Annotated in this window: 24 protein-coding genes and 6 tRNA genes; 13 read left to right on the forward strand and 17 right to left on the reverse strand. The window is 52.7% G+C overall.

Annotated features, from left to right (window positions below):
• Positions 1-349: 349 nt before the first annotated feature.
• Positions 350-1,951 (forward strand): radical SAM protein, encoded by a 1,602-nt coding sequence (locus tag VFG09_00735; protein HET6513663.1) that lies wholly within the window; start codon positions 350-352, stop codon positions 1,949-1,951.
• 785 nt (positions 1,952-2,736) lie between these two features.
• On the opposite strand, the gene VFG09_00740 is transcribed toward VFG09_00735, so the two are convergent.
• Positions 2,737-3,150: a hypothetical protein gene (locus tag VFG09_00740; protein ID HET6513664.1), complete on the reverse strand. Its 414-nt coding sequence runs from the start codon at positions 3,148-3,150 to the stop codon at positions 2,737-2,739.
• Positions 3,151-3,313: 163 nt separating this feature from the next.
• Between VFG09_00740 and VFG09_00745 the strand changes: the two genes are divergently transcribed.
• Entirely contained in the window at positions 3,314-4,315 is a 1,002-nt protein-coding gene (locus VFG09_00745) for a site-specific integrase (protein HET6513665.1), read from the forward strand.
• 6 nt (positions 4,316-4,321) lie between these two features.
• Here VFG09_00745 and VFG09_00750 read toward each other — a convergent pair.
• The 6 genes from VFG09_00750 to VFG09_00775 form a co-directional block, all read right to left on the reverse strand.
• Positions 4,322-4,399 (reverse strand) — tRNA-Glu (locus tag VFG09_00750).
• Between the two features lie 5 nt (positions 4,400-4,404).
• Positions 4,405-4,480 (reverse strand) — tRNA-Lys (locus tag VFG09_00755).
• A gap of 98 nt (positions 4,481-4,578) precedes the next feature.
• Positions 4,579-5,697 (reverse strand): NADH:flavin oxidoreductase, encoded by a 1,119-nt coding sequence (locus tag VFG09_00760; GenBank protein ID HET6513666.1) that lies wholly within the window; start codon positions 5,695-5,697, stop codon positions 4,579-4,581.
• A gap of 68 nt (positions 5,698-5,765) precedes the next feature.
• Positions 5,766-6,737, reverse strand: coding sequence for a 4-hydroxythreonine-4-phosphate dehydrogenase PdxA (pdxA, locus tag VFG09_00765; protein ID HET6513667.1), 972 nt, complete (start codon positions 6,735-6,737; stop codon positions 5,766-5,768).
• Positions 6,738-6,786: 49 nt separating this feature from the next.
• A complete protein-coding gene (locus tag VFG09_00770; GenBank protein HET6513668.1) occupies positions 6,787-7,629 on the reverse strand; it encodes a M28 family peptidase in 843 nt (280 codons plus the stop codon).
• A 42-nt stretch (positions 7,630-7,671) separates the two neighbouring features.
• The gene (locus VFG09_00775) at positions 7,672-8,202 is read right to left on the reverse strand and encodes a YceI family protein (protein HET6513669.1); all 531 of its coding nucleotides are present in this window, start codon (positions 8,200-8,202) and stop codon (positions 7,672-7,674) included.
• Positions 8,203-8,281: 79 nt separating this feature from the next.
• Here VFG09_00775 and VFG09_00780 point away from each other — a divergent pair, with 79 nt between their 5' ends.
• The 5 genes from VFG09_00780 to VFG09_00800 all read left to right on the forward strand — a co-directional run bounded on the left by VFG09_00780 (position 8,282) and on the right by VFG09_00800 (position 12,290).
• Positions 8,282-9,454, forward strand: coding sequence for an NAD(P)/FAD-dependent oxidoreductase (locus tag VFG09_00780; protein ID HET6513670.1), 1,173 nt, complete (start codon positions 8,282-8,284; stop codon positions 9,452-9,454).
• A 151-nt stretch (positions 9,455-9,605) separates the two neighbouring features.
• Positions 9,606-10,181, forward strand: coding sequence for a nucleoside triphosphate pyrophosphatase (locus VFG09_00785; GenBank protein HET6513671.1), 576 nt, complete (start codon positions 9,606-9,608; stop codon positions 10,179-10,181).
• Positions 10,182-10,193: 12 nt separating this feature from the next.
• A complete protein-coding gene (locus VFG09_00790) occupies positions 10,194-10,712 on the forward strand; it encodes a nitroreductase family protein (GenBank protein HET6513672.1) in 519 nt (172 codons plus the stop codon).
• Between the two features lie 3 nt (positions 10,713-10,715).
• Positions 10,716-11,327 carry a DNA-3-methyladenine glycosylase I gene (locus VFG09_00795; GenBank protein HET6513673.1) on the forward strand — a complete coding sequence of 204 codons (612 nt, stop codon included), beginning with the start codon at positions 10,716-10,718 and terminating at the stop codon, positions 11,325-11,327.
• Between the two features lie 90 nt (positions 11,328-11,417).
• Positions 11,418-12,290 (forward strand): hypothetical protein, encoded by an 873-nt coding sequence (locus VFG09_00800; GenBank protein HET6513674.1) that lies wholly within the window; start codon positions 11,418-11,420, stop codon positions 12,288-12,290.
• Positions 12,291-12,354: 64 nt separating this feature from the next.
• On the opposite strand, the gene recJ is transcribed toward VFG09_00800, so the two are convergent.
• The 10 genes from recJ to bamA form a co-directional block, all read right to left on the reverse strand.
• Positions 12,355-14,070, reverse strand: coding sequence for a single-stranded-DNA-specific exonuclease RecJ (recJ, locus tag VFG09_00805; protein HET6513675.1), 1,716 nt, complete (start codon positions 14,068-14,070; stop codon positions 12,355-12,357).
• A gap of 72 nt (positions 14,071-14,142) precedes the next feature.
• A complete protein-coding gene (gene secF / locus VFG09_00810) occupies positions 14,143-15,063 on the reverse strand; it encodes a protein translocase subunit SecF (protein HET6513676.1) in 921 nt (306 codons plus the stop codon).
• Between the two features lie 76 nt (positions 15,064-15,139).
• Positions 15,140-16,762, reverse strand: coding sequence for a protein translocase subunit SecD (gene secD, locus VFG09_00815; protein HET6513677.1), 1,623 nt, complete (start codon positions 16,760-16,762; stop codon positions 15,140-15,142).
• Positions 16,763-16,970: 208 nt separating this feature from the next.
• Complete coding sequence (gene yajC, locus VFG09_00820) at positions 16,971-17,306, reverse strand: preprotein translocase subunit YajC (protein HET6513678.1); 336 nt, start codon at positions 17,304-17,306, stop codon at positions 16,971-16,973.
• A gap of 102 nt (positions 17,307-17,408) precedes the next feature.
• Entirely contained in the window at positions 17,409-18,230 is an 822-nt protein-coding gene (lpxI, locus tag VFG09_00825; protein ID HET6513679.1) for a UDP-2,3-diacylglucosamine diphosphatase LpxI, read from the reverse strand.
• Between the two features lie 93 nt (positions 18,231-18,323).
• Positions 18,324-19,103: an acyl-ACP--UDP-N-acetylglucosamine O-acyltransferase gene (gene lpxA / locus VFG09_00830; protein ID HET6513680.1), complete on the reverse strand. Its 780-nt coding sequence runs from the start codon at positions 19,101-19,103 to the stop codon at positions 18,324-18,326.
• Positions 19,103-19,579 carry a 3-hydroxyacyl-ACP dehydratase FabZ gene (gene fabZ / locus VFG09_00835; GenBank protein ID HET6513681.1) on the reverse strand — a complete coding sequence of 159 codons (477 nt, stop codon included), beginning with the start codon at positions 19,577-19,579 and terminating at the stop codon, positions 19,103-19,105. Before fabZ ends, lpxA begins: the two co-directional genes overlap by 1 nt.
• The gene (gene lpxD / locus VFG09_00840; GenBank protein HET6513682.1) at positions 19,573-20,598 is read right to left on the reverse strand and encodes a UDP-3-O-(3-hydroxymyristoyl)glucosamine N-acyltransferase; all 1,026 of its coding nucleotides are present in this window, start codon (positions 20,596-20,598) and stop codon (positions 19,573-19,575) included. The genes fabZ and lpxD overlap by 7 nt, the downstream gene beginning before the upstream one ends.
• 73 nt (positions 20,599-20,671) lie before the next feature.
• On the reverse strand, positions 20,672-21,232 hold the full coding sequence (locus VFG09_00845) for an OmpH family outer membrane protein (protein HET6513683.1): 561 nt from the start codon (positions 21,230-21,232) through the stop codon (positions 20,672-20,674).
• Between the two features lie 44 nt (positions 21,233-21,276).
• Positions 21,277-23,538 (reverse strand): outer membrane protein assembly factor BamA, encoded by a 2,262-nt coding sequence (bamA, locus tag VFG09_00850; GenBank protein HET6513684.1) that lies wholly within the window; start codon positions 23,536-23,538, stop codon positions 21,277-21,279.
• 241 nt (positions 23,539-23,779) lie between these two features.
• Between bamA and rlmB the strand changes: the two genes are divergently transcribed.
• The 6 genes from rlmB to VFG09_00880 form a co-directional block, all read left to right on the forward strand.
• Positions 23,780-24,568: a 23S rRNA (guanosine(2251)-2'-O)-methyltransferase RlmB gene (rlmB, locus tag VFG09_00855; protein ID HET6513685.1), complete on the forward strand. Its 789-nt coding sequence runs from the start codon at positions 23,780-23,782 to the stop codon at positions 24,566-24,568.
• 132 nt (positions 24,569-24,700) lie between these two features.
• Positions 24,701-24,776, forward strand: a tRNA-Thr gene (locus VFG09_00860).
• Positions 24,777-24,855: 79 nt separating this feature from the next.
• A tRNA-Tyr gene (locus VFG09_00865) sits at positions 24,856-24,940 on the forward strand.
• A gap of 58 nt (positions 24,941-24,998) precedes the next feature.
• Positions 24,999-25,073, forward strand: a tRNA-Gly gene (locus tag VFG09_00870).
• A gap of 40 nt (positions 25,074-25,113) precedes the next feature.
• Positions 25,114-25,189, forward strand: a tRNA-Thr gene (locus tag VFG09_00875).
• A gap of 151 nt (positions 25,190-25,340) precedes the next feature.
• On the forward strand, positions 25,341-25,471 hold a 131-nt coding region (locus VFG09_00880; GenBank protein HET6513686.1), incomplete at its 3' end, for a GTP-binding protein.

The following is a 25,471-nucleotide window of genomic DNA, read 5'->3' on the forward strand; positions in this document are numbered from 1 at the left end:
CGTCAGAAGAAGATTGTAAAATGACAAGAATTGATCAGCAAGGGCGGACTGAACAGGCCAAAGCCTGACAACACAAAGAGAGGTCTATTTTTTCGGAACTGACTGACTACTCGTTACCACCGCGCAAGCGGTTTAGTTCTCCAGTTCGTACTCGTCAGAATCGAGAAGTCAGAGCCGACGTTAAATTCTCCTTATACTTGATATGCACTCTACAGCATCTGAAATTTCACTTGCAGACGCAGTACGGCTTTTCTCTTATACCTCTGAGCCGCATTATGTTATACTTGCGTTGAACCCCAGATCTCCTCGTTGCAGCGCGTGGGGCGTTATAGTAACTGGACATCCATGAATGAAATGGGGTGAAAGCACGATGAGATCGGTAAAGTGCCACGCGCCTTCAGTCGCATCTGTAAGCGCTTTGGAGCAACAAACCGCAAAAAAGACCTCAGCATCTGTTCGCAGTATCTTTCTCGCCTATGTAAGGGATGAGGCATATTTCCGTCTGCTGGATGAATATCCCGGTGAAAACGCACGGATCAAGGTGGCGGCTTTCCCGCCTCTGGGTATTCAGACCCTCGCGCCTGTTTTACGGCGTTGCGGACACAGGGTCAGGATGTTCGATACCTGCCATCCCGATATGCGCGCAGAACAGATCGCGGCTGCAATTGAAGAAGAGAGGCCGGATGCCGTGGCTCTTTCATTTCTGTCAGTGACCGCGTATCCCGTTGTGAAAAAGCTCGCCGAGAGACTGAAATTCTCATCGCCATGGGTAAGGATCATTGTCGGGGGTGTGTTTGCATCCATGAACGGCCACCGCATCATTGAGGGATGCCCATATATTGACTGTGTTGGTGTTGGAGAGGGTGAAGAGCTGCTTCAGGATTATCTGGCTAATCTTGACAATCCCGGTGCGGTTGATGGTCTTGTTTGGCGTAACGGCGGCCAGGTTGTGTGCAATAAGCCGCGCCCGCTGATTGAAGACCTGAACCAGTATCCCTATCCCGACCGTACCAGTCTGCCTATTGATTATATAGAATCATTGCCGCTGGACGTTCCGGCTATTCTCTCTTTCGACAAATTCTGCACCATACAGACATCCAGGGGCTGTCCATACAAGTGCATATACTGCGATATCCCGACCTTCTCTCACGGCAAATGGCGCTACCGTTCCGCAGCGCATGTCCTTGGAGAAATGCAGGAACTGAATGATGCCGGCTATCGCTCCCTTTATCTGACCGATGACCACTTTCTCATGAACAGCAGACGCATAAATGAAATATGTACCGGTATTATTGATCGCAAGTTCGCGTTCAGATGGGGATGCGAAGGCCGCGTGGATTCTCTGGCCGTCGAGCAGATGCCGATTATGGTCAAGGCAAACTGCGATATGCTCGCATTCGGGGTTGAGGCAGGGACCCAAAAGGTACTCAACAGGCTCGGCAAGGGGCAGACGATTGAACAGATAGAGCATGCGATTGGACAAGCCAAGAAACATGGCATTAAAAGGGTGCATGGTTTTTTTGTGATAGGCTCGCCGAAAGAGACAGCGGACGACATTATGAAAACATTCAGCTTTGCCGCCCGGCTGCAGATCGATACCTTCGGCTTCAACAGACTGAGCGTATATAGGGGAACGCCGTTGTGGCGCGAGTATGTTGACCGTGGCATTGTTGACGATAAAGTTGATTGGTATAAGTCTTTTAAATGCGCCGACATTGATGCTGATGTGCTGTCGGGCAGGGTTGTCAGCAGTCTTCGCATGCAAGGTTACGCAAGGCTGCTGGCGTACCGCGCCATCATGCGTCCCTTAAAGACATGGCTGCTGCTGAGGACATTCAGCAGACATATGAAAAAATCGGACATGTTAAAGTTGATCCTTAGTCCATTCTATTGGAAGAAGGTGGTTGTTAAGCCCGAGCTGCCGGCGAGTTTCACGAGCGCAGTGCGGTAGTGTCCGGCAAATGGTTATAAAAATATGGTCTATTACACTTACTTGTGGCTGTAACAAACGCCCTCACGTCGTTTGAAAAGTCTCCTATTCCAATCGTAATGTTGACGGAGTTTCGTCTGGTTTAACCTATCGATTGGTCGGGCATGCCGTGTAAAACGTATGACTTGTCGCTTAGAGTCCGACCGTGGGAGTTTGGTAGTTCACCCACGTAGCTTGAAGGAGGTGTAAAGGGTAATCTGAAACACATTATAGTAGCCTTGGCTACAAATCGTATCCGGGTAGTTATTACCACAACATCCTTGGCCTCTATCAGGTACCCTCGATTGCGCCCTGGCGGCGTACGGTGAAAGCCTCTGGAGGAAGATAACTGGAAAGCCGTATTCAGGAAAACTGACTGTCCGGTTTGATGAGGGGGAGCTGGAGATAGAGCTTTGTTGCCACTACGCCAGCTCTCCACTCTACTGGAGGCGACACCGATCCAGGGAAATGGTGGGTTACTGTTCTTTGGCCGTCCACTGATGAAAGTTTCTTTCGGCATTTCGAACCAGAGAAAGAGGCCCCAAAAAATCTTCCTCCCTTATAGCCTGGGACTGCAGACGGTAGGATATGACAGATACAGGAGAAACTCGAAAGGTATCGCAGATCGTCCCTCTAAAAATAGCAGAGCCCACGATTAGAAGCTGTGATCAGGATCGAAGGAAAGGGACACTAACGGTGGATGTTTGACTGCTGGAAGATGGCGGCCGCTGTGCCGGGCGGCCGCCTGGCTTTCAGCCTGGGAGGTTCTATTTCAGTCTGTCCTTGTCCGGCTTTTTCCTGTGCTTTGCCATGTAGGCCCGCCCCCGCATTTTCCTGACAACCCCCTTTGCCACGCCCTCCGGCAGCCCGTAATAATTCGAAACCTCTCCCGCGACCTGCTTAACGGATAGCCGCCCCTTCGCATTCAGGTACCTGTTAAGGACATACCGCTCGGGCTTGGTCAGGTCCAGCTCCCGGATGAATTTTTCCCTCCTCGCCTTTGACCTGATTCCCCGCCGCAGACTCATCTTCAGCCAGTCCTGGTCATTCCATATTTGGCTGAGGGCCTCAAGGATATCCATGTCTTTATCGGTGGGGACTTTCTGGATGATCCCGCGTCTGATAAGAAAGCTCAAAGAGTTCTCCGTCATGTCGTATTTTTTCGCTATTTCCTCAAGCATTTTTTTGATCCTCTTTCCGCTTATTGGGCAATGGTTGCTGAAATCTCACAATTTCAAAAAGATAAACAAGTTATCAATTCTCACATTTCCACAAAGGAACAAACTTCATTATTTGTTTCTTTCGAGCCTTCCAATGTAGATACCAACGGGGGCAGAGCCGAGTATGAAAGAGGTAATTGAGAAATACATGAGTGAAGTTTCACCGATGCAGAAGGGCCACAGAAGAAACCTGGAGATAGCTCCGCATTTCTGTGATCTCTTCGGTGATTCTCTTGTCAGCGAAGTCACCACCTCAAGGCTTTCTTCGTATAAGGCGAAGCGTTTGACCGGTGAGATTATTTATGGCCGGGGAAGAGGGAAGCGAGCTGGGGAGTCTACGGTCAAGAAAGAGTTTGCTTTTCTCCGTACGGTCTTCAATAAAGCTATCAACGAATGGCATGACGACTGGAGCGGTTGGTTCAAGGTACATCCCGAAAATCCTGTTAAGGCTGTAATCAAGGGGCTTACTGACAGGAAACGTGTCCGCTATGTCCTATCCGATGAAGCAGAAAGGCTTGCGGTGGAACTCAGGCAGTCCGAGCTCGGATGTCTTCGCGAGTTTGTCATCGTTGGCTGTCAGACCGGCATGCGCGAAGGCAACATAGTCAACCTTCTTGTATCCCAGTGCGATTTCAAGAACGGGCTAATTATCAAGCCTGGTGAGGAGATGAAAGGCGGAGAACCTTTCGCGATAAAGATGACCTCTGCAGTGAGGGAGACACTTCAAGGTGTTATCAGGTCTCGCCGACTCATTAGCCCCTTCGTATTTACAGACGGGCAGGGCAAGCCTTACACCGTTAACGCCGTCTCTATGTCGTTCAGGAGGGCATGCAAGCGCGCGAAGGTTGCTGATCTGAGGTTCCATGATCTTCGCCATGATTTTGCTACTCTCCTGATCAACTCGGGTGCATCGCTCTATCAGGTCCAGCATGCGCTTTCTCATGCGGACCCAAGGATGACACAGAGATATGCACATCTTCTGCCTGAAAACAGGGATGTTGTTGACCGAATTGAAGGAGAAGGAATGGCAGCTGCGCTGATGCGTGTCAATGAGAAATCGGGAAGCTACTACCCGGCTACTACCCGCAAGGAAAAACAAAAGAGGTTGCAAGCCGCAACCCCTTGAATTTGTTGGCGTCCCCAGCGGGATTCGAACCCGCGTTACCGCCTTGAAAGGGCGATGTCCTAGGCCGGGCTAGACGATGGGGACACGGATGGTGAGCCGCGTTGGATTCGAACCAACGACCCACGCCTTAAAAGGGCGTTGCTCTACCAACTGAGCTAGCGGCCCTCTGGGTCCTATAGAATACACGCGCCCTCGGTTTTTTGTCAATCGCAGCAGGCGTCAAAAGACGGTCGTCAACGTACCCATCCGGCACGAGAAGGGGTTCATTCATCCTTCCCGGACCTGGAGCGGTTTGCACTCCTGCCGAGACAGACGCACTTCACGACGTCGAGTTTCTTTATTCTCGTACAGCCATTGCAAGAAACACAATCGGCCTTCGTCTTGCCTTCCCTTAACCTTTCCAGGAGATCGGGTTCCCTGATCAGGGGTCTCGCAAGTGAGACGAGGTCTGCATAGCCCTTCTTGAGGACCTCCTCCATGACCGTCTTCGACCGCATCCCTCCTACGAGCATAACAGGGATATGGAGGGCTTTCTTAAACGCCCTTCCAGCCTCCCTGAAGTATGCCTCTCTGTCTTCGCTCAGGATGCCGGGCTGAATTGTTGCGTCTCCTGCCTCATACATGCCGCCGCTTACCTCGACAGCGTCAATCCCCAGGCCTTCCAGTCTTCTTGCGATCCTCACCGCCTCCCTTGTCTTCAGGCCGCCCTCGACCATGTCGTCGCCATTCATCTTGATCATGACCGGATAATCTTCTCCTGCCTCTTTTCTTACGGCTCTGAAGACCTCTTCGAGAAAGTGGAACCTTCGCTCCTCGTCGCCGCCCCAGTAGTCATCACGCCTGTTCGTATGGGGAGAGAGGAACTCGCTTACGAGGTAGCCGTGGGCGCCGTGGATCTGGAGCGCGTCAAAGCCTGAGATCCTGGCGCGTCTCGCAGCCTCTCCGAAGGCGTCGACGATTTCCCATATCTCCTCCTCCTTCATCGCCCTTGGCATGATCTTTGTGGAAGGATCATATACGGGCGAAGGCGCGATCGGCTCATTCCCTCCGAGAAGGAGGGGGATGGACTGCCTGCCCCCGTGGGAGAGTTGAACGGCGATGACTCCTCCGGCTTCATGGACTGCATCAGTGAGGTTCTTCAGCCCCTTGATGTAGATGTCGCTGTGAACGCAGAGCATCTGCGGCGCCGATCTTCCCGACGGGTGGACAAGGGCATTGCCTGTGATGATCAGTCCGACGCCGCCCCTGGCAAGGTTGCGGTAGAGTTCTATAATCGAGTCAGTGACAAAGCCGTCTTCGTCTGCCCGCTTTTCGTAGGTGGCAGAACGCACGAGGCGGTTCTTAAGCTCCAGTCCATTGAGAGAAAAAGGCTGGAATAGCATGCTCACCTCCACATTCAGTCGATCCAGATTTTCGCCGCTTCAAAGGCAACAGGTGCTTTTTCCGGACTTCACATCTTCAGTCGGATCGCCATATTGATTGCTTCGATCATGCTCGCAGGAACGGCAATGCCTTTCCATGCGATATCATAGGCCGTCCCATGGTCGGGCGATGTCCTGATGATGGGCAGTCCGACGGTTACGTTGACGCCCGTATCAAAGGCAATCATCTTGAGGGGGATCAATCCCTGATCGTGATACATAGTTACGATGATATCGATGGCGCCATGATAGGCCTTGTGAAAAAGGGTATCAGGAGGATAGGGACCATCAACAGTGATTCCCTCGTTCTTTGCGGCCTCGATTGCAGGGATGATCGCCTCGGCTTCCTCCTCGCCAAAAATGCCCGATTCCCCGGCGTGGGGGTTTAATCCTGCGACAGCTATGGCCGGGCTGTCGATCCCGAGCATGTCGCAGGCCTTCTGGGCAAGGCGGATCGTCCGCAGTACCCGTTCTCTTGTGATGAGGCCAGGGACGTCCCTCAGCGCCGTATGGATCGTCACGAGGATGACTCGAAGCGGTCCTCCCGCCAGCATCATAGCATACTCCTTCGTGCCGGTGAACTCGGCGAGCATTTCGGTATGTCCGGGCCATCGGAAGCCTGCAAGTTTCAGAGCCTCTTTTGAGATAGGGGCTGTAACAATTCCATCGACCTTCTTCTCCGCTGCGAGTTTAACAGCCTTCCTGATATACTCCACACAGGCCTTTCCATTCTGGGCATCGGGAACAGTTTTCTTGTACGAGGTAAGCACATTGACGTCCAGGAGCCAGAGAGTCCCGGGGGAGAGAGAGGCCTCATCAGGGCTCTTGATGATCTTGAGATCGAGGGAGCTCTTGCAGAGGCTCAGGGCGTCTCGAACCACAGGGAGGTCTCCTATCATGACCGGCAGACACCCCCGGACATGGGGAGACGACAGGGCCTTGACAAGGACTTCAGCCCCTATGCCGGCGGGGTCTCCAAGGGTCAGGGCGATCTTCTTCATCGCCAGAGTATTCTCATGCTATCCAGCTTTGCCTCTGCAATCGGGCATGTCACCGCAGCCTGCTGAAGGCCTTGTACAGACCTTCCACAAGGTCGGCCATCCTCCGGTAGTCGAGGGTGTCCGGAGTGTCTCCCGGGCCGTGGTAGTTCGGATTCCGGTAAAAGGCGGTGTCGGTAACCATGCACGCTGGATAGCCGAATTTCCAGAAACTGCGATGGTCGGAAAAATCCACGCCGGGGATACAAGAGACTGCGTTCAGAGACTCCACGGGCAATGAAGAGACAGCGCGGAAAGAATCCCTGATCCTCTTCGTGAAGGCCCTTGACGAGATGTTTCCGACGAAGGCGATGAAGTTGCCTCTGTCTGGATAGAACCATTTGAAGAGGGAGGCTGGATAGAATTGGGACCCTTCGTCATCAGAGAAGTATCCAAGCATCTCAAGGGCGATCATGCCGTAAACCTTTACGCCCTCTTTCCTGAGCCCCTCTGCATAGACGTAGCTCCCCATCCTCGAGGTCATGAAGAAAGGAGGTTCCTCGAGGGTAAAGGCCACAAGCCGGACCGTTTTCCCGAGGGGCCTCAGGGCGATCTGTCTCGCCAATTCAAGAAGAGACGAAACACCGCTCGCATTGTCATCGGCTCCGGGGGTTCCGATGACGGTATCATAATGAGCGCCGACAACGAGTATCCCGCCACCGTCGTCACGTTCTCCCGGCACCTCGGCGGTGATGTTGTAGTAGGCGTTGCCATCATAGGTGAAGGGCTGCCTCCCTGTGGGGCATCCCCTCGAACTGAATCCGTCCTCTATATAGTCGGCGGCAGCATTGAGCCGGTTGAGATCAAGGTAGCTCCTCTGTCCGATCTCTTCGGAGAGATATCTTACTGCCTCCATAAGGCTGGATGGGGTATCTTCTCTTTTTATTTCTGATCCCTTTCAGTCGGCTGCGAGATCGGCCTCGATGTCAAGGGTAATCTCCACGTTCTCACCCGCGACTTCTCCCTTTTCCATCGGTTCATGCCATGCCACCGTGTAATCGTAACGATTGAGGGAAGTTGTTGCACTGAAGCCGATCGTTGTTTCCCCTCCGAAGGGGCTCGTAACAGGACCGAAATATTCCACCTCAAGGGTTACCGCACGGGTAGTTCCGCGAATGGTCAGATCCCCTGCCACTCTGCAACGATTGCCGCCTAAGGCTTCTGCACGGGTGCTCCTGAAAATGATCTTCGGATATCTTTCGAGGTCAAGAAAGTCGGGGCTGAAGAGATGCTCGTCACGCTTCCTGATGCCTGTCGTGAGGCTTGCGACGTCTATCTCGACCTCGACGGATACATGAGACATCTCAGGAGGGTCGAACTGAATTGCGCCGCTTATCTTGGTGAAGAGACCGCGGACGTTCGTGATCATCATGTGTTTCACTGAAAAGGCAACGACGGAGTGATCGGGGTCTATCATCCAGCGGGCCATAGGCCACCTCCCGGGTATGCTGATTTTGGCGCAAAGGGTATTATGTAAGTATAGTATAGCATTCTGAAAAGGGAAGACAATGGTGAAAAAGGATGTTACCATAATCGGCGCAGGCGCGGCAGGGCTTATGTGCGCCATCGCAGCGGGGAGGCGCGGACGGTCGGTAGTTGTCCTGGACCACGGAGAGAGGATAGGGAACAAGATACGAGTTTCCGGAGGGGGACGCTGCAATTTTACCAATGCGAATATCAGCCATGAAAACTATTTGTCCTGTAATCCTCACTTTTGCAAATCGGCGCTCTCACGGTTCACCCCACACGATATTATCGAGATGCTCAGGAGGCATAATTTCGGATACCATGAAAGGGAGAAGGGAAGGCTCTTCTGCAAGGGCAGCTCGCTGGGGGTTGTGACGATGCTCAGGAGAGAATGCATTGAAGCAGGAGGAGAGATACGGTTGAAGTGCCGGATTCTCAATATAGAGAAGAAGGGCCTTTTTGCCGTCGCGACAAGCCTCGGCTGTTTTCAATCGGAGTCTCTCGTCATCGCGACGGGAGGGCTTTCGTATGCAGGATTGGGGGCAACGGATTTCGGCTACCGGACTGCAGAAGAATTCGGCATCGCGGTCACAGAGCTTCAGCCTGCACTCGTGCCGTTCACCTTCAACGCCGGAGACCTCAATCTTTTCCGCGAACTGAGCGGGATCCCGATCGATGCTGCCGTCAGCTGCGGGGACAAGAGGTTTCGCGAGAATATCCTCTTCACCCATCGCGGCATGAGCGGCCCTGCAATCCTCCAGATCTCTCTCTACTGGGAAAGGGGTGACAGCATCCTCATCGATCTGCTTCCTGAAAGGGATGCGAATGAATTATTCACAGCAAGGCGGAAAAGCAGGACAGAGATGCGAAACCTCCTTGCCGGGTTCCTCCCGAAACGCTTTGTCGAGAGATGGCTTGACTTCTCCACTATCCGATCGAAGCCAATCTGTCAGTATGCCGAGAAGGAGCTCAGGAGTATTGCCCATCAGCTGCACAACTGGGAGGTCAGGCCAGCAGGGACAGAGGGGTATGAAAAGGCGGAGGTGACCTCAGGTGGAGTCAGTACTGACGAACTGTCATCGAAGACCATGGAGGCAAGAAAGGTCCATGGCCTTTTTTTTATCGGAGAGGTCGTCGATGTTACCGGACAACTGGGAGGCTATAACCTGCATTGGGCGTGGGCTTCCGGCTATGCAGCAGGACAGTACGCGTGAAGGCATTGAGAAAAATTGTTTGGTTCGAATCGGACATGGCCCCGAAGTTTATGAATAGAGCTCGATAACATCAAAACCTCTGTGTGCTACTCTAAAGGGCATTCTCTGTGCCTTCGTGTCTCTGTGGTAAGATCTTAGAGGGACCCTTCATATGAAACCGATCATCCTTGCGTCAGCATCACCGAGAAGGAGGGAACTCCTGGCCTTAACGGGTTTGAAGTTCAAGGTTGATCCTGGCGATTACGAGGAAGCGATGGATTCTCATCGTGCTCCTCATGATCTGGCCAGGTTCCTCTCCCTCGAAAAGGCCAGGGCTGTTGCCCCGAGACACCGGGACGCGATTATCATCGCGGCAGATACCTTTATTGTCTTCAACGGAGAACTCCTCGGGAAGCCTCGCACCGGAGGGGAGGCAAGGAGAATGCTCAGGATGCTCAGTGGAAAGAGTCATTCCGTCATTACCGGTTTTACGGTCCTCGATACCGGGAGAGGGAGAAGGTTGTCAAGATCGGTTCAGACGAGAGTCTGGTTCAGGAGGCTCGCTCCTGGGGAGATAGACGCGTATGTCAGATCCGGGGAACCGCTGGACAAGGCAGGAGGGTATGCAATCCAGGGATTGGGATCTCTCATCGTGAGGAAGATCGAAGGTGATTTTTTTAATGTCATCGGTCTCCCTTTGAGCGCATTAGTCGAGAGTCTGAAACGTTTCGGGATCAATGTACTGTGAGCGGAGGACTTTATGAATGAAGTGCTGAAGGTCGTGAAGGAAAGGCGGAGCGTCAGAAGCTTTCAGGGAAAGGATATCCCCGAGGAGGTGGTCAGGAAGCTCATCGATGCGATGGTTTGGGCGCCGAGTGCGGGGAACCTGCAGTCAAGAAAGTTTTACGCAATAAGGGACGGCAGAGGAAAGAGAGGCATTGCCGTTGCGGCATTGAATCAAGATTTCATCGCCCATGCCCCGCTTGTTATTGTCGGCTGCGCGGATCGGAGGATAGAGGCCCGCTACGGAGAGAGGGGCGTGAATCTCTATGCGCTTCAGGACGTGGCATGCAGTTTGATGAACATGATGCTCGTTGCGTGGGAAAACGGACTCGGAAGTGTCTGGGTCGGTGCCTTCAGGGAGAACGAGATCATTCAGTCCCTTGGACTTCCCCCTCATCTCAGACCCGTAGCTATCGTCCCTGTAGGCTACCCTTCGAGAATTCCCTCAGCGCCGCCGAGGGTCTCTGCGGAAGATGCTGTTGTGTTCAGGTCATAAGGAATGAGCGTAACAGAGGGGAAAAAGCCGATTCGTTGCGCATGGACCGGTGACTGGGCTCATGTTGATCCTCTTCTCGTCTCATACCACGACAGGGAATGGGGCGTTCCGACGCACGACGACCGAAAGCTGTTCGAGTTCCTCGTCCTCGAAGGGATGCAGGCAGGTTTGAGCTGGCTTACGGTCCTCAGGAAGCGCGAGCATTTCAGGAAGGCCTTTGCCGGCTTCGATCCCGAGAAGGTCGCACGGTTCGACGCACGAAAGATGCAAGCGCTCCTAAGGGATGAAGGGATCATAAGAAACCGGATGAAGATTGAAGCTGCCGTCTGGAACGCTCAGGCGCTACTGTCTGCGCGGGAAGAGTTTGGGTCTTTCGATGCCTTCATCTGGCGGTTCGTCGGCGGGGTGACGATCCATCATTCCTGGAGGACCCCGCAGCAGCTCCCCGCTGAGACGGTAGAGTCTGCTGCGATGAGTAGGGAACTAAGAAAACGGGGCTTCGCCTTTGTCGGGCCGACCATCTGTTATGCCTTCATGCAAGCAGTGGGCATGGTCAATGACCACACCATCGACTGTTTCCGCTGGAGGGAACTGGCGGAAAGGACCGACCCTTGAAGGACCTCCTGTTGTCTTGATAATTTCCTCTTCAGATGCTAAGCTCTCCTCATGCTGAAGAATCTAATTTCTGTCAGGTATCGGCTATTCATGAAAGGGAGCGGTTCCTTGTTCCTGGCCGTAGTCGCGGCTCTATCCCTCACCGGCTGCATCACCTTTCTGACCGAGCTCCATATCCGCGGTGACGGCAGCGGGACGATGACTCAGACCATAACTCTCAACCCCGAGCAGATGAAGGAGGCGATGGAAGGCGTCGCAAGGCAGATGGGCGCAGCAGCGAGCGAATCGAAAGAGAACCAGCAGAAGGATTCTCCAAAGACATCAGAGCAGTGGCCGTTCAAAGAAGGTGACCTCAAAGGCAAGGCTGAAGACCTTGGCCCAGGGGTGACCTTTGTCTCCGTGGAAAAAATCGATACGAAGACGGCTGCGGGTGTCCGCGTGACCTATGCCTTCAAGGACATCAATCATCTTGCCGTTAACCCCAAGCCTGCAGCTGCGATGGGTACTGCCGGGGCAGGAGCTTCCTCAAAGGATGCCCTTAAGTTCCGCTTCAGCCGAATGCCGAACGGCAACGCCCTGCTTACTGTCATCCCGGCCGGCTCCAGGTCTGAAGTGTCAAAGGAGCAAGCCCTTGCGCCGCAATCCCCCGCCTCTCCTGAGGAATCGGCCCAGCAGATGGCCCTGATGAGGCAGATGTTCAAAGGCCTCCACATAGGCCTGGCCGTGGATGTGGATGGAAAGGTTGTAAAGACGAACAGCCCTTACGTCGTTGGATCAAAGGTCACGCTCATGGACATCGACTTTGATCCGCTCCTTTCCGGCGAAGAAGGCCTCAAGGCATTGAGCACAAAGATGGAGACAGCCATGGGAGACGACCGGCAGACGATGGAGGCCCTAAAGGGAATTAAGGAACTCAAGATCGTGACAGACCCAGAAATCTCTATCGAGTTCGCTCCGAAATAAGATCCTCCTGAGGCTCACGTCCTGAAGGCACGATCAGAAGAAAATAGGGCCCAGCGGGCAGCGGTCACTGACTCGGCCTGAAGGCCTTGAGGTTTAACTGGAGACGGCGTGACCCGTTCCATTCATTCATCATCGGAGTGAATACGGCGTCTAACGATGCTGATGAGAGGCTCTCGAAGAGTCTCGCCATGTCAAAGCCTATGGCATCCAGGGATGACGATCGCTGCTGCAACCTCATCCTGATATGGTTGCTCCCGACGACCCGCGGTTTAATGACGTCCAGTTTCCTTGCGCCCAGAAGGGGTTCCGGGTTTCCGTTGCCGAGCGGTTCAAGGAGGGACAGTTCCTGCACGAGACTCGCGGTAATCTCCGAAAGGTTTACCTCTGCGTCAATCTCGATTGCCGGCACAGCCTCTTCCCTCTCGAGAAGATCCCTGACAATACTGTTCATCCGTTCTTCGAAGGCGGGGAGGCTTGATACGTCGACCTTGACTCCTGCAGCCTGTTTGTGGCCGCCAAAGGCGATGACGATGTCCCTGCAACGGTAAATTCCTCCATAGACGTCAAAGGCCGGCACGCTCCTCGCCGAGCCTTTTGCAATGCCTTCGGCAATGGAGAAGATAAAGGCCGGCCTCCTAAATTCTTCCGCTATCCTCGACGCGACGATCCCGAGAACGCCTATGTGCCAGCCCTTCCCAGAGAGGACAATTGCGGCGTCATAGCCCTTCGCCTCGAGCTGAAAAAGGGCCTCCTGATACACTTCCTCCTCGATCCTCTGTCTTTCCGAGTTTGTGTGGTCCAGGATCCGGGCCATTGATGAAGTCTCTTCATCCGAGTCTGAGAGGAGAAGCCCTACGACATCGCCTGCGTCACCCATCCTTCCTGCGGCATTGATCCTCGGGACTACGGTAAATGAGAGAAGCCCGGCCTTTATCTCCCTCCCTGTAATTCCTGATACCTCCATCAGGGCTTTTATTCCTGGTCTCCTGCCGTCTCGGACAGACCGCAGTCCCTCCTTCATGATTGCTCTGTTCTCGCCGATGAGGGGGACCACATCTGCCAATGTTCCGAGGGCGGCAAGGTCGAGCAGCGAGAAAGAATCATCATCGGTGAAGGGCAGGTCCCCGTCGAGGGCAAAGGCCTGGGCAACCTTGAAGGCCACTCCGGCGCCTGCGAGGGTCGAGAGGGCTGAGCCGGAACTCTGAAGTTTGGGGTCGATAACAGCCACGGCGTCCGGTATGAGCAATTCTTTTCCGCTTCCCGGTTCTTTTGACGGCTCGTGGTGATCCGTGATAATGACGTCTATCCCTTCTCTCTTTGCCTCTCCTGCCGCATCCACTGAGGATATCCCGCAGTCCACCGTTATGATGAGCTTTGCGCCGAACTTCTTTGCAATCCCTACGGAAACTGGGTTGAAGCCGTATCCGTGAGACATCCTGTTCGGGATGAAAGAGCTGACGTCAATTCCAAGCGTCCTGAGGGCCGATACCATGATTGCCGTTGACGTGAGACCATCCGCGTCATAGTCACCATGGACGAGGACACGTTCACCCCGATCCCTTGCAACTTTTATCCGTTCAACAGCAGCCTTCATGTCAGGCAGGTCGTAAGGGTCAGAGAGGCTCGTAAGCGCCGGATGGAGAAAGGCGTGGACAGTATCGGCGCTCTTAATACCCCGGTTTATCAGTATCTGGGCGAGAAGGGGAGAGACCGCTGTCAGCCTTGACAGGTAACGGACAAATTCCGGATTGGTTTTATTGAGAAGCCAGCGACAGTTCATGAAGCCTGGAACAGGGAGTCTGCAGGGAGTGATGAGTCATCGTTCCGTCGCATCGCCGTGAGAGAGGTGGCATTAGACCTTCTGTGTCTTCAGAAGTCCCTTTTTCCTTCTCCAGAGGAGCACAATCGGGCTCGCGACGAATATGGAGGAGTAGGTGCCGACGATGACGCCGAGGATCATGGCAAAGGAAAAGTCGTGTATCACTTCGCCGCCAAAAAAGAAGAGGGCCAGGGATGTGAGGAGAACGGTAAAGGATGTGACGATCGTTCTCGAAAGGACCTCATTGATGCTGGCATTCATAACAGCCTCAACGGAATCTCTCACATTGCTGCGGAGATTCTCCCTGATCCGGTCAAAGACAACGACCGTGTCTGTGAGAGAATATCCGGCAATGGTGAGAAGGGCTGTCACGACGATGAGGTTGATCTCTTTCCCGAGGAGGAAGAATACGGCCAGGACCGCAAGGACGTCATGAAACGTCGCAACGGTAGCGCCGACTGCGAAATCAAACCTGAATCTGAAGGCGACGTAGATGAGAATGCCGATCGTTGCCATGAGAACGGCCTGGGCCGCGTCTGTTCTCAGTTTCCCCCCGACTTTAGGACCGATCGCCGTTGTCGAGTCAACGACATACCTGTTGTCGGGAAACTTCTGGCTGATGATTCCCGCTATGGTATCCGATATCGTCCCCAATTGGCTCTCCGTCTTCTTCGCCCTGATGAGTATCTTCTGTACCGCGGGGAAGTCCTGAAGGTCGAAATCCCTAACCCCGCCCTCTTCGAGGGCCTTTCGCACCTCATGGAGGTTGATCGGCTTCTCAAACTTGAGCTGGAGAGAGGTGCCGCCGGCGAAATCGATGCCGAGGTTTCCCCTTCCGTTCGCCACCTGGACAATAGCAATAATCCCGATAATGGAGAGGATACCGGAAAGGAGGAAAGCAATTTTTCTCTTCCCGAGGAAGTCGATCTTGGTGTTCCTTATAATTTCTAACATCCCTGGACGTTCTCCTTCTCTTTATTATGATTGTGTAACGTAAGCCCTGCACTTTGAAACCGTGATCAGGTGTTCTCTATATGCTGAGCGACTTGACCTCTTTCCTGCTGTTCAGAAGGTCGAATATTGATTTTGTGCCTATGAGCGCCGTGAACAGATTTATCGCAACACCGAGACTCAGCGTCACGGCAAAACCCTTGATCGGCCCTGTACCGAACTGGAAGAGGACAGCCGCGGTGATGAGGGTCGTCACATGGGAATCGAAGATCGTCCAGAAGGCCTTGTCATAACCGGAGTCTACAGCCGCTCTCGGCGTCTTGCCTGCCTTTAATTCGTCCCTCATCCTCTCGAACATCAGGACATTGGAGTCCACCGCCATGCCTATGGCGAGGATGATTCCCGCTATGCCTGGCATGGTGAGGGTTGCGTTGAGAGACGCCATTGCACCGAGGAGGAGTATGATATTCAGGAGAAGGGCGAAGTCTGCAATGATCCCTGATACCTTGTAATAGACGATCATGAAGATCACCACAAGGATCGTCCCGATGATGCCTGCCCTTTTTCCAGCCTCGATCGAATCTTCTCCTAAAGACGGCCCGACCGTCACGTTCTGGAGCATCTTTATGGGGGCGGGAAGTGCGCCTGCCCTGAGTACGATCGCAAGGTCCTTCGCATCATCCATCGAAAACCTGCCGGTGATCTGTGCGTTCCCCCCTGATATCCTCTCCTGGATCACGGGGGCAGAGTATACGGTTCCGTCAAGGATGATGGCGAGCCTTTTTTTCACGTTTGCAGCGGTAATCTCCTCAAAGAGTTTCGCTCCCGGCGCATTAAATGTGAGGGAGACATAGGGCTCGTTAAATCGCTGGTCTATGGTAACCTTTGCCTCCGTGAGGAGGTCGCCCGTCATCAATGCCTGCTTCTTCAGAAGGATAGGCCTCTTTGTCACCTCTCCCGTCTCCCTATTGACGACCTTCTCAAAGAGGATCTCATCATCGGGCGGCAGTTTTTCGGAGAATTTCTTCAGGAGCCCCTCTTCCTCCCCTGGCTTGATGGCTGCCGGTATCTCAGCCGCCACCGGCACGGCATCATCTACCATCTTAAATTCGAGCTGTGCAGTCTTGCCGATGATCTCTATGGCCCTCCTGGGGTCTTTTATCCCCGGCAGTTGCACGACGATTTCGTTTGCTGCCTGGCGGTGGATTATCGGTTCGGCAACGCCGAACTGGTCGATCCTGTTACGGATCGTTTCCAGGGCCTGGTCTGCCGCAGTATCCCTTGTCCTTGCCGCCTCTTTATCAGAAATCTTATATACCAGTTTGGACCCTGTCTCAACAACGGAGAGCGCGGGATAGTTCTCTTCAACGGCCTTTCTCACATCGAGGGTATTCGGTGTTACCGTTATCAGGAGGCCATCCCTGCTGACATCGGCAGAGAGCTTCTTTTTTGAGAGGACGTCTTTCAGCGACTGCACAATCCTCTCTGTCATTATCTCGACAGCCCTGTCTCCCTCTACCTCAAAAACGAGATGGACACCGCCCTGGAGATCAAGGCCGAGGGTTATGCCCTTACTGGGCATGGTATTTTTCCACCAGTCAGGCATATACCGGAAGAGGGGGGTATTAGGGAGAAAAAAGATAAAAGCGAGGATGACCGTCGTTGCGATCAGGGCAAATCTCCAGAGTATATTTTTCTTCATCGTCTGTTCTTAACCTCCTCAACCATGCATTTATTCTCGATCAGACTCAATCCCAGCCAGGAGGATGGGCTGCCCCGCGAGAGCTGGACATCTGGGGAACGGCATGTTCTGCCTCAGAGGCAGTCTGACTGATCGAGGCCATCTCTTCTGCCGGTCCGGCGCGGAGACCTTCGGAACCTTTCGAAAGGTCTTCCGGCCCGGGGCTCAATTAATCTTCTTCAGACGGTGGTCTGACAGCTGCGATATATCCTTTTCCGAATTTGACCTTTACATTTTCAGAGATCTTCAGGGTTACCGTATTCGCAGAAACCTTCTCTACAACGGCGTAAATGCCTCCGGACGTGATGACTTTGTCACCGGCCTTCAGGTTTTCGATCATCTGCTTATGTTCCTTTGCCTTCTTCTGCTGCGGCCTGATGAGGAGGAAGTAGAAAATAATGAATATCAGGACGAGAGGAAGCATGCTCGTAAATACGGCACCGGCGCCTCCCGGCTGTCCGGCCTGCGGAGCCGGTCCCATGGCGTAAGCGATATCGAGCAACATATGGCACCTCCAGGGTAGTGATACGTACTGCGAAAGGTCTTCCTCTCTGCAGTATCATGGAAAAAGCATTACGGTGCATCTATACTAAACATTTTGACGCATTTAATCAATATCATTCCTGTATCCGACCACCGAGATGCCTGCTGCCTGGGCCTGGTTCAAAAGGTCATCTTTCTGAAGGAGGATGGTCTTCCCAGCTTCCACGGCGAGGACCCTTGCCTTTACCTCAATCATCACCTCAAGGGTAGCGAGGCCGGCAGCAGGAACATCAAATCTCATATCCTGATCAGGTTTTGAGACCTTCACCACGACAGCGCCTTTATGGGCGTAGCGCCCCCCCCTTCTGATCGCTTCATCCGTTCCCTCGATCGCTTCAAGGGCCATGACAGCCTTGTTCTTGATAACGACAGTCTGGCCGATATCGAGCCTCCCGAGTTCCTTCGCGATCTTCCAGCCAAAAGCGATATCGTTCAGTTCTTCGTCCGTCGGTCTGTTTTTTGTCAGGACCCCTCTTGGTGCGAGGAGGGTTGAGCAAAACTCCGTGGTCTTCAGGAGTGATATACCCTCTTTCTCGAGCTCATGGGTTATGGCGAGAAGGATGGAGTCGTCCCTTCTGTCCTTAAGACTAAAGAGCAGTTTTGCCGCCCTGAGGTCAGGCATGATTCTGCTCTTGTAGAGGAGTGATTTCGGGACTTTTCCTGCCATAACGGCCTCTTTGATCCCGAAACGCTTCAGGGCCTTTATCATTTCGCCCAGTTTCCCTACATTGATCCATCGTATATCGTCGACATATTCTGAGAGCCTTCTGTCTGCAAGCGGTTCAAGGGCTATGGCGAAAATGCGGAAGCCCTTTTCCTTTGCCTCCTCAGCTATGGCAAAGGGCAGTTCACCCATGCCCGATATTAAGCCGATCTTTTTCACCATAAGAAGTTCAAGGGAGATGTTAAGGTCAGGAAAGACGGGTCTGGGTCTGAATGCATGAAGCTTTCATCGTAACCTCAACCTTGGCATTGCTCTTCACCGGCAGATCCCCCGGGTATTCTGCTCAATGAACTCGATGAGGTGTTTTATTTCATCGATCTGAGGCAGTTCAGCCTTAATTGTCTTCAGAGCGTCCCTTAACGTCGTCTTTTCCCTGAAGAGTATCTTGTAAGCCTTTTTCAGCGCATTAATGCTCGCTTCGGAAAATCCGTGCCTTTTCAGTCCGACGGTGTTCAGGCCAAAGAGCTTTGCCCTTGCGCCCGAGGCGACGGTATATGGTGGTATATCCTGGCCTATGCCGCTGAAGCCGCCCACCATTGCATAGGCGCCGATCCTTGTGAACTGATGGACCGCTACGAGCCCCCCGATAACGGCGTGGTCTTCAACAAGGACATGGCCTGCAAGGGTTGCGGCATTTGCCATAATGGTGTGGCTGCCGATTTTGCAGTCATGGGCGATATGGACGTAGGCCATGAGAAAGTTCTTGTCGCCGATTGCTGTCAGCCCGTTGCCGCTCACCGAGGCCCTGTGGATGGTAGCGTACTCGCGGATGATGTTCCCCTTCCCTATGACGAGCCCCGTATCTTCACCCTTGTACTTCGTATCCTGCGGCGGAAGCCCGATGCTTGTGAAAGGGTATATGGTGCATCCTTCGCCGATCTCCGTCCTTCCCTCGACGATGACGTTGGAGAGGAGTCTCGTCCCCTTCCTTATCTTCACTTTCCCTTTAATGATGCAGAAAGGGCCTACGGACACATCTTTATCAATGAACGCTCCTTTGTCTACGATCGCTGTCTTATGTATCTCTCTTGCCATCAGGGCTCCTTGTCCGGGTTCCCGGGTAGGCTACTCGTTGCCTTGTTCCCTTCACTCTTGACGACCATTGCTGTAAACTCAGCCTCTGCAGCAACCCTGTTGTCCACAAGGGCACTCCCTGAAAATTTCCAGACATTGCCCCTGTGCTGGAGCGCGGTTATCTCCAGCCTCAGCTGATCACCGGGGACCACGGGTTTCCTGAATTTCGCCTTTTCTATGCTCATGAAATAAACCGTATCACCCTGCATACCTGAACAGAACGCCAATATCCCGGAAACCTGCGCCAGGGCCTCTACGATCAACACCCCCGGCATAATGGGGTTCCCCGGGAAATGGCCGACAAAAAAGGGCTCATTGATCGTCACGTTCTTTATGCCTACAGCCCTTTCGCCCGGTTCCATCTCCAGAATGCGGTCGACAAGAAGAAAGGGATATCTGTGAGGGAGAATGTCCTCGATCTCCTTAATATCTAACATTTCTGCCTCCCTTCCAAATGGTTTAACTTCTCCTCCAGCTCCCTGATTCTTTTATTGAGTTCCGGGAGCCTCGCAAAGAGGGCTTTTGCCCTGAGCCATTCCCTGTGGGGCATCACGGGACTCCCTGAATAGACTCCCTTTGTAAGGTGGCCCCCCATGATCCCTGACTGAGCTCCAATCATACTGCCGTCATCTATTTTGGCATGGTCTGCAACTCCAACCTGTCCGCCCAAGATGACAAAATTACCGATCTCTGCGCTTCCGGCAATCCCCACTTGTGCCACAAGAATTGAATTTTCACCGATGTTCACGTTGTGCCCTATCTGGACGAGGTTATCTATCTTTGTCCCTCTTCCGATGACCGTAAGGCCCGTTGTCGCCCTGTCTATCGTGACGTTCGCTCCTATCTCGACATCGTCGCCGATGACGACGGTCCCGACCTGGAGAATTTTGAAATGCCTTCCCTCTTCGAAGACATAGCCGAAGCCGTCAGAGCCGATCACCGAGCCTGAATGGATAATTACCGCGTTCCCGATCCTCACTCTCTCCCTGACGGTAACGTTGGGGTATATGACGCACTCACGGCCGATAGACGCATCATTGCCGATAAACACACCCGGATAGATGACCGTCTTTTCTCCGATCACCGCTCCGTCAGAGATGTGCGAAAAGGGATGGATAGAGACATCATTCCCTATCGAGGCATTTCCTGAGACAAAGGCCAAATGGCTTATGCCTGAAGGAATGGCGGCAGAGACAGAGAAATGCTTCAGCAACTGTGCGAAGGCATACTGCGGATTCTTGACGCGGATCTGTGGCTTCCGGAGTTCCGTGAAAAATTCCTTCACCAGGACGCACGATGCCTTGCTTCCGGCGCATTCCTGCAAAAGTTTCCGGTCCGCAAGGAATGTTATTTCCCCTTCCTGCACCTCACCAATGCCGGATGCTCCATGAATCTCTCCATCGGGATTACCGGAGAGTTCACCGCCGAGCATTGTTGTGACTTCACTCAGTTTCATGGGATCACTCAAAGATCGGAAGCCTGTGACGAGTCAGACGAACTTGCCTGAGCGCCTTCCCCGTTGCTTTTCCTCACTTTCCTTCTCCCTTTGCCTTGGACTCGTTGTATCTCTTTATGAGCTTGTCCGTGAGATCAAGGTCTTTCTTTGCATAGAGAATGAGACCCTCGACATTCTCAAGGATGAGTGAATAATTATCTTCGTTGCCGATCTTCTCGATAATCTCGCGCAATTCCTTGACAATAGCCTCGGTATGCTTGTCTTCTCTCTTCTTAACGTCAGCCTGAGAGTCCTGGACAAGCCTCTGGTACTCCCTTACGAGCCGCTCTATTTCTTCCTCTTTCGTCTTCTTTGCCTCTGCCGAGAGCACCGATTGCTGTTTTTCGAGTTCTCCCTTAAGTCTCTCTATGTTCTTGGCTTTTTCGTCGATCGTCGTCTGCTTTGTCTTGATCACCGATTCCAATTCGGCCTTTGCCTTCTTACCGGCCTCTGACTCATTGAGCGCTACCCTGAGGTCAACATAACCGATCTTGATCGAGTCTGCCGCAAATGAATTCTTAGCCAGAAAGGCCGCAGCGAACATCGTGATACAGGCCAACGCAATGAAATACCCCTTTTTTGCACGTCTCTTCATCTTCTCCTCCTTGTTTGTGTAATGTTCGTTCAATGTGCCGCGAATCAGAAGAAGCTTCCGAAGGTGAATTCCACCTTGCTCTGCGGCTCTCCAGATTTCTTTTGTATATTATAGCCCCACTCCACTCTGATCGGACCCATGGGGGATATCCATCTCAGCCCAAATCCTGAGGTATATCTCAGCGAGCCGAAAGATTCCTTCAGGTCGTATGAGTTACCCGCGTCAAAGAAAACCACCCCTTTGAGCTTCACCTCCGGAAAGATGGGGAAGATATTTTCCACATTGAATATCAGTTCCTTTGTTCCGCCGATGCGCTCTCCCTTGTCGTCTCTCGGACCTGCGTCACCGAAGCCGAGGCCCCTCACGGTGTAAATGCCGCCGACGTAAAAGCGCTCATAGAGGGGCAGGGTCTTGTTGAATATCCCTGTTGCATACCCTATCCGGCCCCTGAGCATGATGGTTGTATCCCAGAAGGGGAAGAACCATGCAGAATCGCCAAGAGTCTTGATAAAGGCATTCTCACCGCCGAGGCCGGCAAAGGTAAAGGAGACTGAGTTCCTCGATCCACGGGTAGGATCCAGGTAGTTGTCGCGCGAGTCCCTTGTTAGGGACGGTGTTATACTGCTCGTGGTCTTTGTCCCGATCTGCTCCGTCACAATTGATGACGCGTTCTGGAGGTTCACATTAAAGATCTTTGCCTTCTCGTAATTGTAGCCGATATTCCCTCCCCAAAACTCTCCGAATTTCTTTCCAAAGCCGAAGCCGAAGCCCGTGGATCTCCGGTCATAATTGATATATGTGCGCCAGGATCTGTAGATCGTTGCGTCAAAGGCTATCTCCCTATCCATGAACCAAGGGTCCCGGTAGTCAAGAAGATAATTGGACGACTGGCCTCCGAGTTCTCCCTTCATCTTGAGAAGGCGGCCGGTTCCGAAGAGGTTGCCCATGGTGACGTCAACCACGCCGATAAGCTTATCGACGGAGCTATAGCCACCGCCGATGCTTATAAAGTTTGTTGATTTTTCCTTGACCTTGACGTCCATATCGAGGAGTTTTTCCTCGTATCTCGGCTTTGGTGCGAGATCGACGGATTCGAAGAAATTGAGATTATTGATCCTTTCATAGCTTCTCTTAAGGAGTGCGCTATTAAAGAGATCGCCTTCGTCAAGCCGGATCTCGCGCCGGATCACTTTGTCCCTGGTTTTGACATTACCTGAGATTTCGATTCTCCCGATCCGGTAAATATCCCCTTCTTCCACCTTATAGATCAGCTTTACCGTCTTTGTTGGATCATCGGGAACTACGTCGGGATAGACGTTTGCCAGGGCATAGCCACGCTGGGTATACATGTCTGTTATCGCAGAGATATCTGCCTTCAATGTTGCCTTGCTGAAGACGGAACCCGGGAAGGTCTTCACATTCTTTCTCAGATCAGCCTCAGAGAAGGCCTTGTTGCCGGTGATAGCCACGTCCGAAATCCTATATTGTTCTCCTTCCGAGATCTGGATGGTTACGGTCATGCCCTTCCTGTCGTCAGTGATCTTCACCTGCGGATCGGCAACGGTTGCCTTGATATAGCCGTTGTTGAAATAGAGATCTTTGATAGCTTCAACGTCGGCGGTCACGGTCTCCCGTTTGTAGTATCCGGAAGAGGTGATAAATGAGTATATGGCCCACACCGATGTCTTCATCACCCCGGTAATTTTCTTCGTAGGAATGGCCTTGTTGCCTTCAATGATGATCTTCCTGATCCTGACCTTCCGGCCTTCTTCGATCTGATAGGTGAGGGACACCTCGTTTTCACCGATCTTGTGAACGACCGGCACGATCCTGGCCAACCAGAACCCCTCTTCTTCATAGAAGAGCTGAAGTTTTGTTGCATTGTCCTGCATCAGGGGTGTGTCGGCAATAGAGCCGACACTCACCGAAACCTTCTCTCTCAACTTCTCATCTTCAATCTCTTTGTTTCCCTGAAACTCAACCTTGATAATGGTCGGTTTTTCTTTTACCACATAGATCAGCTTGATCCCGCCCTCAAGGGTCTCGATCTCGACGGTTACGTCACTGAAATATCCCATCTTGAAGATATTCTTGATGTCTTCCGCGGTCTTTTCGTTTGAGAGGGGCTCCCCCGTTTTCTGGGCAATCTTGGACTTTACCGCGCTTTCCTCTATCCTCTTCAGCCCCTTCACCTCGATGGAGTTGACGATGGGCGACCCCTGGGCAAAGACATCACTCCGTCCCGTGGTCAGGAGGACTGATGTCAGCAGATAGAGCAGCATCATATGAGGAGATAGCCTGGCCATCTGTTTCTCCTTGCGTTATCGACGATCTTTTTGACGTCACTCGCGTCTTAGGGCCGTGACGCGTGCCGGAATTCAGCGTGCTAGTATAGCCTCAGGTAGGAGAGTAAGTAAATAGAAAAATGCAGGCTTTCGGGACCCCGGCTTCTCCCCGGGGCGGGGAGTCGTAGTTGACAAGTTGCGCCACTTCTTGATATTGTAAAAAACCTTCATCCAACGCCAAGATAGCATCGATTTGGAAGTCATGCGTCCTAAATTCGCAAACAAGAAGATAGGGGTTGACTCTCCCCGCACAGAAGAATGGATCTACGGACTAAACCCTGTTCTCGAGGCGATGATTGGGGGCAGAGGCGTCAAGGCTGTCTATCTGTCTCCTGGCAGACACGAAAAGATCGTCCAGATAAAAAGAGAAGCCGAAGTGCTCGGCATTCCTGTTGAATCTGCCGATTCCTCTTTTTTTGACAGCAGGTTCCCCAAGGGGCATCAGGGTGTGGCCGCAAGAGTTCTTCAGCGGGGCTACGTGGACATTGAAGACCTTCTCGTGATACCTTTGGAGAGAAAGGAAGTGCCGCTCTTTGTGGCCCTTGACCTGATTGAAGATCCAAGAAATTTCGGCGCCATGCTGCGGTCGGCCGATGCGTCAGGAGTCCACGGAGTTGTTATCCAGTCTCACAGATCAGCGACTCTTGGGCCGGAGGTGTCCAAGTCCTCTGCAGGTGCAGTAGAGTATGTTCCCGTTGCGGTGGTGCCAAACATAAAACATGCGATAAGGAGAATGAAGGAGGAGGGGATAACAGTTGTTGGCGCTGAGGCGGATGCTCATACGCTGCTCTGGGATGCAGACCTTACGGTCCCCCTCTGCATCGTGATCGGTTCTGAGAGTCAGGGGATGAGAAGGACAGTGAGGGAGCATTGTGATGTCGTTGCGGGTCTGCCGATGAAAGGCAGGATCAATTCTCTGAACGCCTCGGTGGCCGCAGGGATTATTCTCTTCGAGATCCTGAGGCAAAGATTCACTAAAAAATTAACTTGATTTAGTGCGAATGAGTATTTTTTAGATAATGGAAGTTTTCCTTGAAAATTGAGGATTGACCTATATATAATAAATATCTTAGATTAATCTCTTGATTAGGAGTTTAGGTGAGGTGGAGTGTTGTCTTTTAACGCCACCGTAGCTCAGCTGGCAGAGCAGCTGATTTGTAATCAGCGGGTCGGGGGTTCGATTCCCTTCGGTGGCTCCATATGAAGGCAGAGATCGGGACAGGAATTTTGGTTTTGACAGGCTGCATGATTACCCATATCCCGTTCCCTGAATTAGCTGGAGAGGTTCCCGAGCGGCCAAAGGGGACGGGCTGTAAACCCGTTGGCGTAGCCTTCGGAGGTTCGAATCCTCCCCTCTCCACCATGATTTCTCCAGAGAAGTCTCTGCTGAGATCTGATATCTTACTGCCGGATTTTGGTGTGCGGGAGTAGCTCAGTGGTAGAGCGTCAGCCTTCCAAGCTGAGGGTCGCGGGTTCGAATCCCGTTTCCCGCTCCAAGAAAAAGACCGGCTGTCAGCTGACAACGGTGTGTGATGTGCCCATGTAGCTCAGTCGGCAGAGCACATCCTTGGTAAGGATGAGGTCACCGGTTCAATTCCGGTCATGGGCTCCACGAAAGAGGCAAAGAGTCGTTGGTATATCGGTTGTTCGTTGCCGGGTTAAAACAGAGGACAGACACCTGAAGTCTGAGAGTGTGTTGGGATTCATAATGTTGCAATGTGCATTCTGGATTTGCAATTTGAAGTTACTATTGAGGAGGAGATATGGCAAAGGCAAAGTTTGAGCGGGTAAAGCCTCATGTAAACGTAGGGACGATAGGGCACGTAGACCATGGGAAGACGACATTGACGGCAGCGATCACGAAGGTACTGGCGATGAAGGGTCAGGCGCAGTA

Source organism: Thermodesulfovibrionales bacterium (assembly GCA_035686305.1).
Classification (GTDB): Bacteria; Nitrospirota; Thermodesulfovibrionia; order Thermodesulfovibrionales; family UBA9159; genus DASRZP01.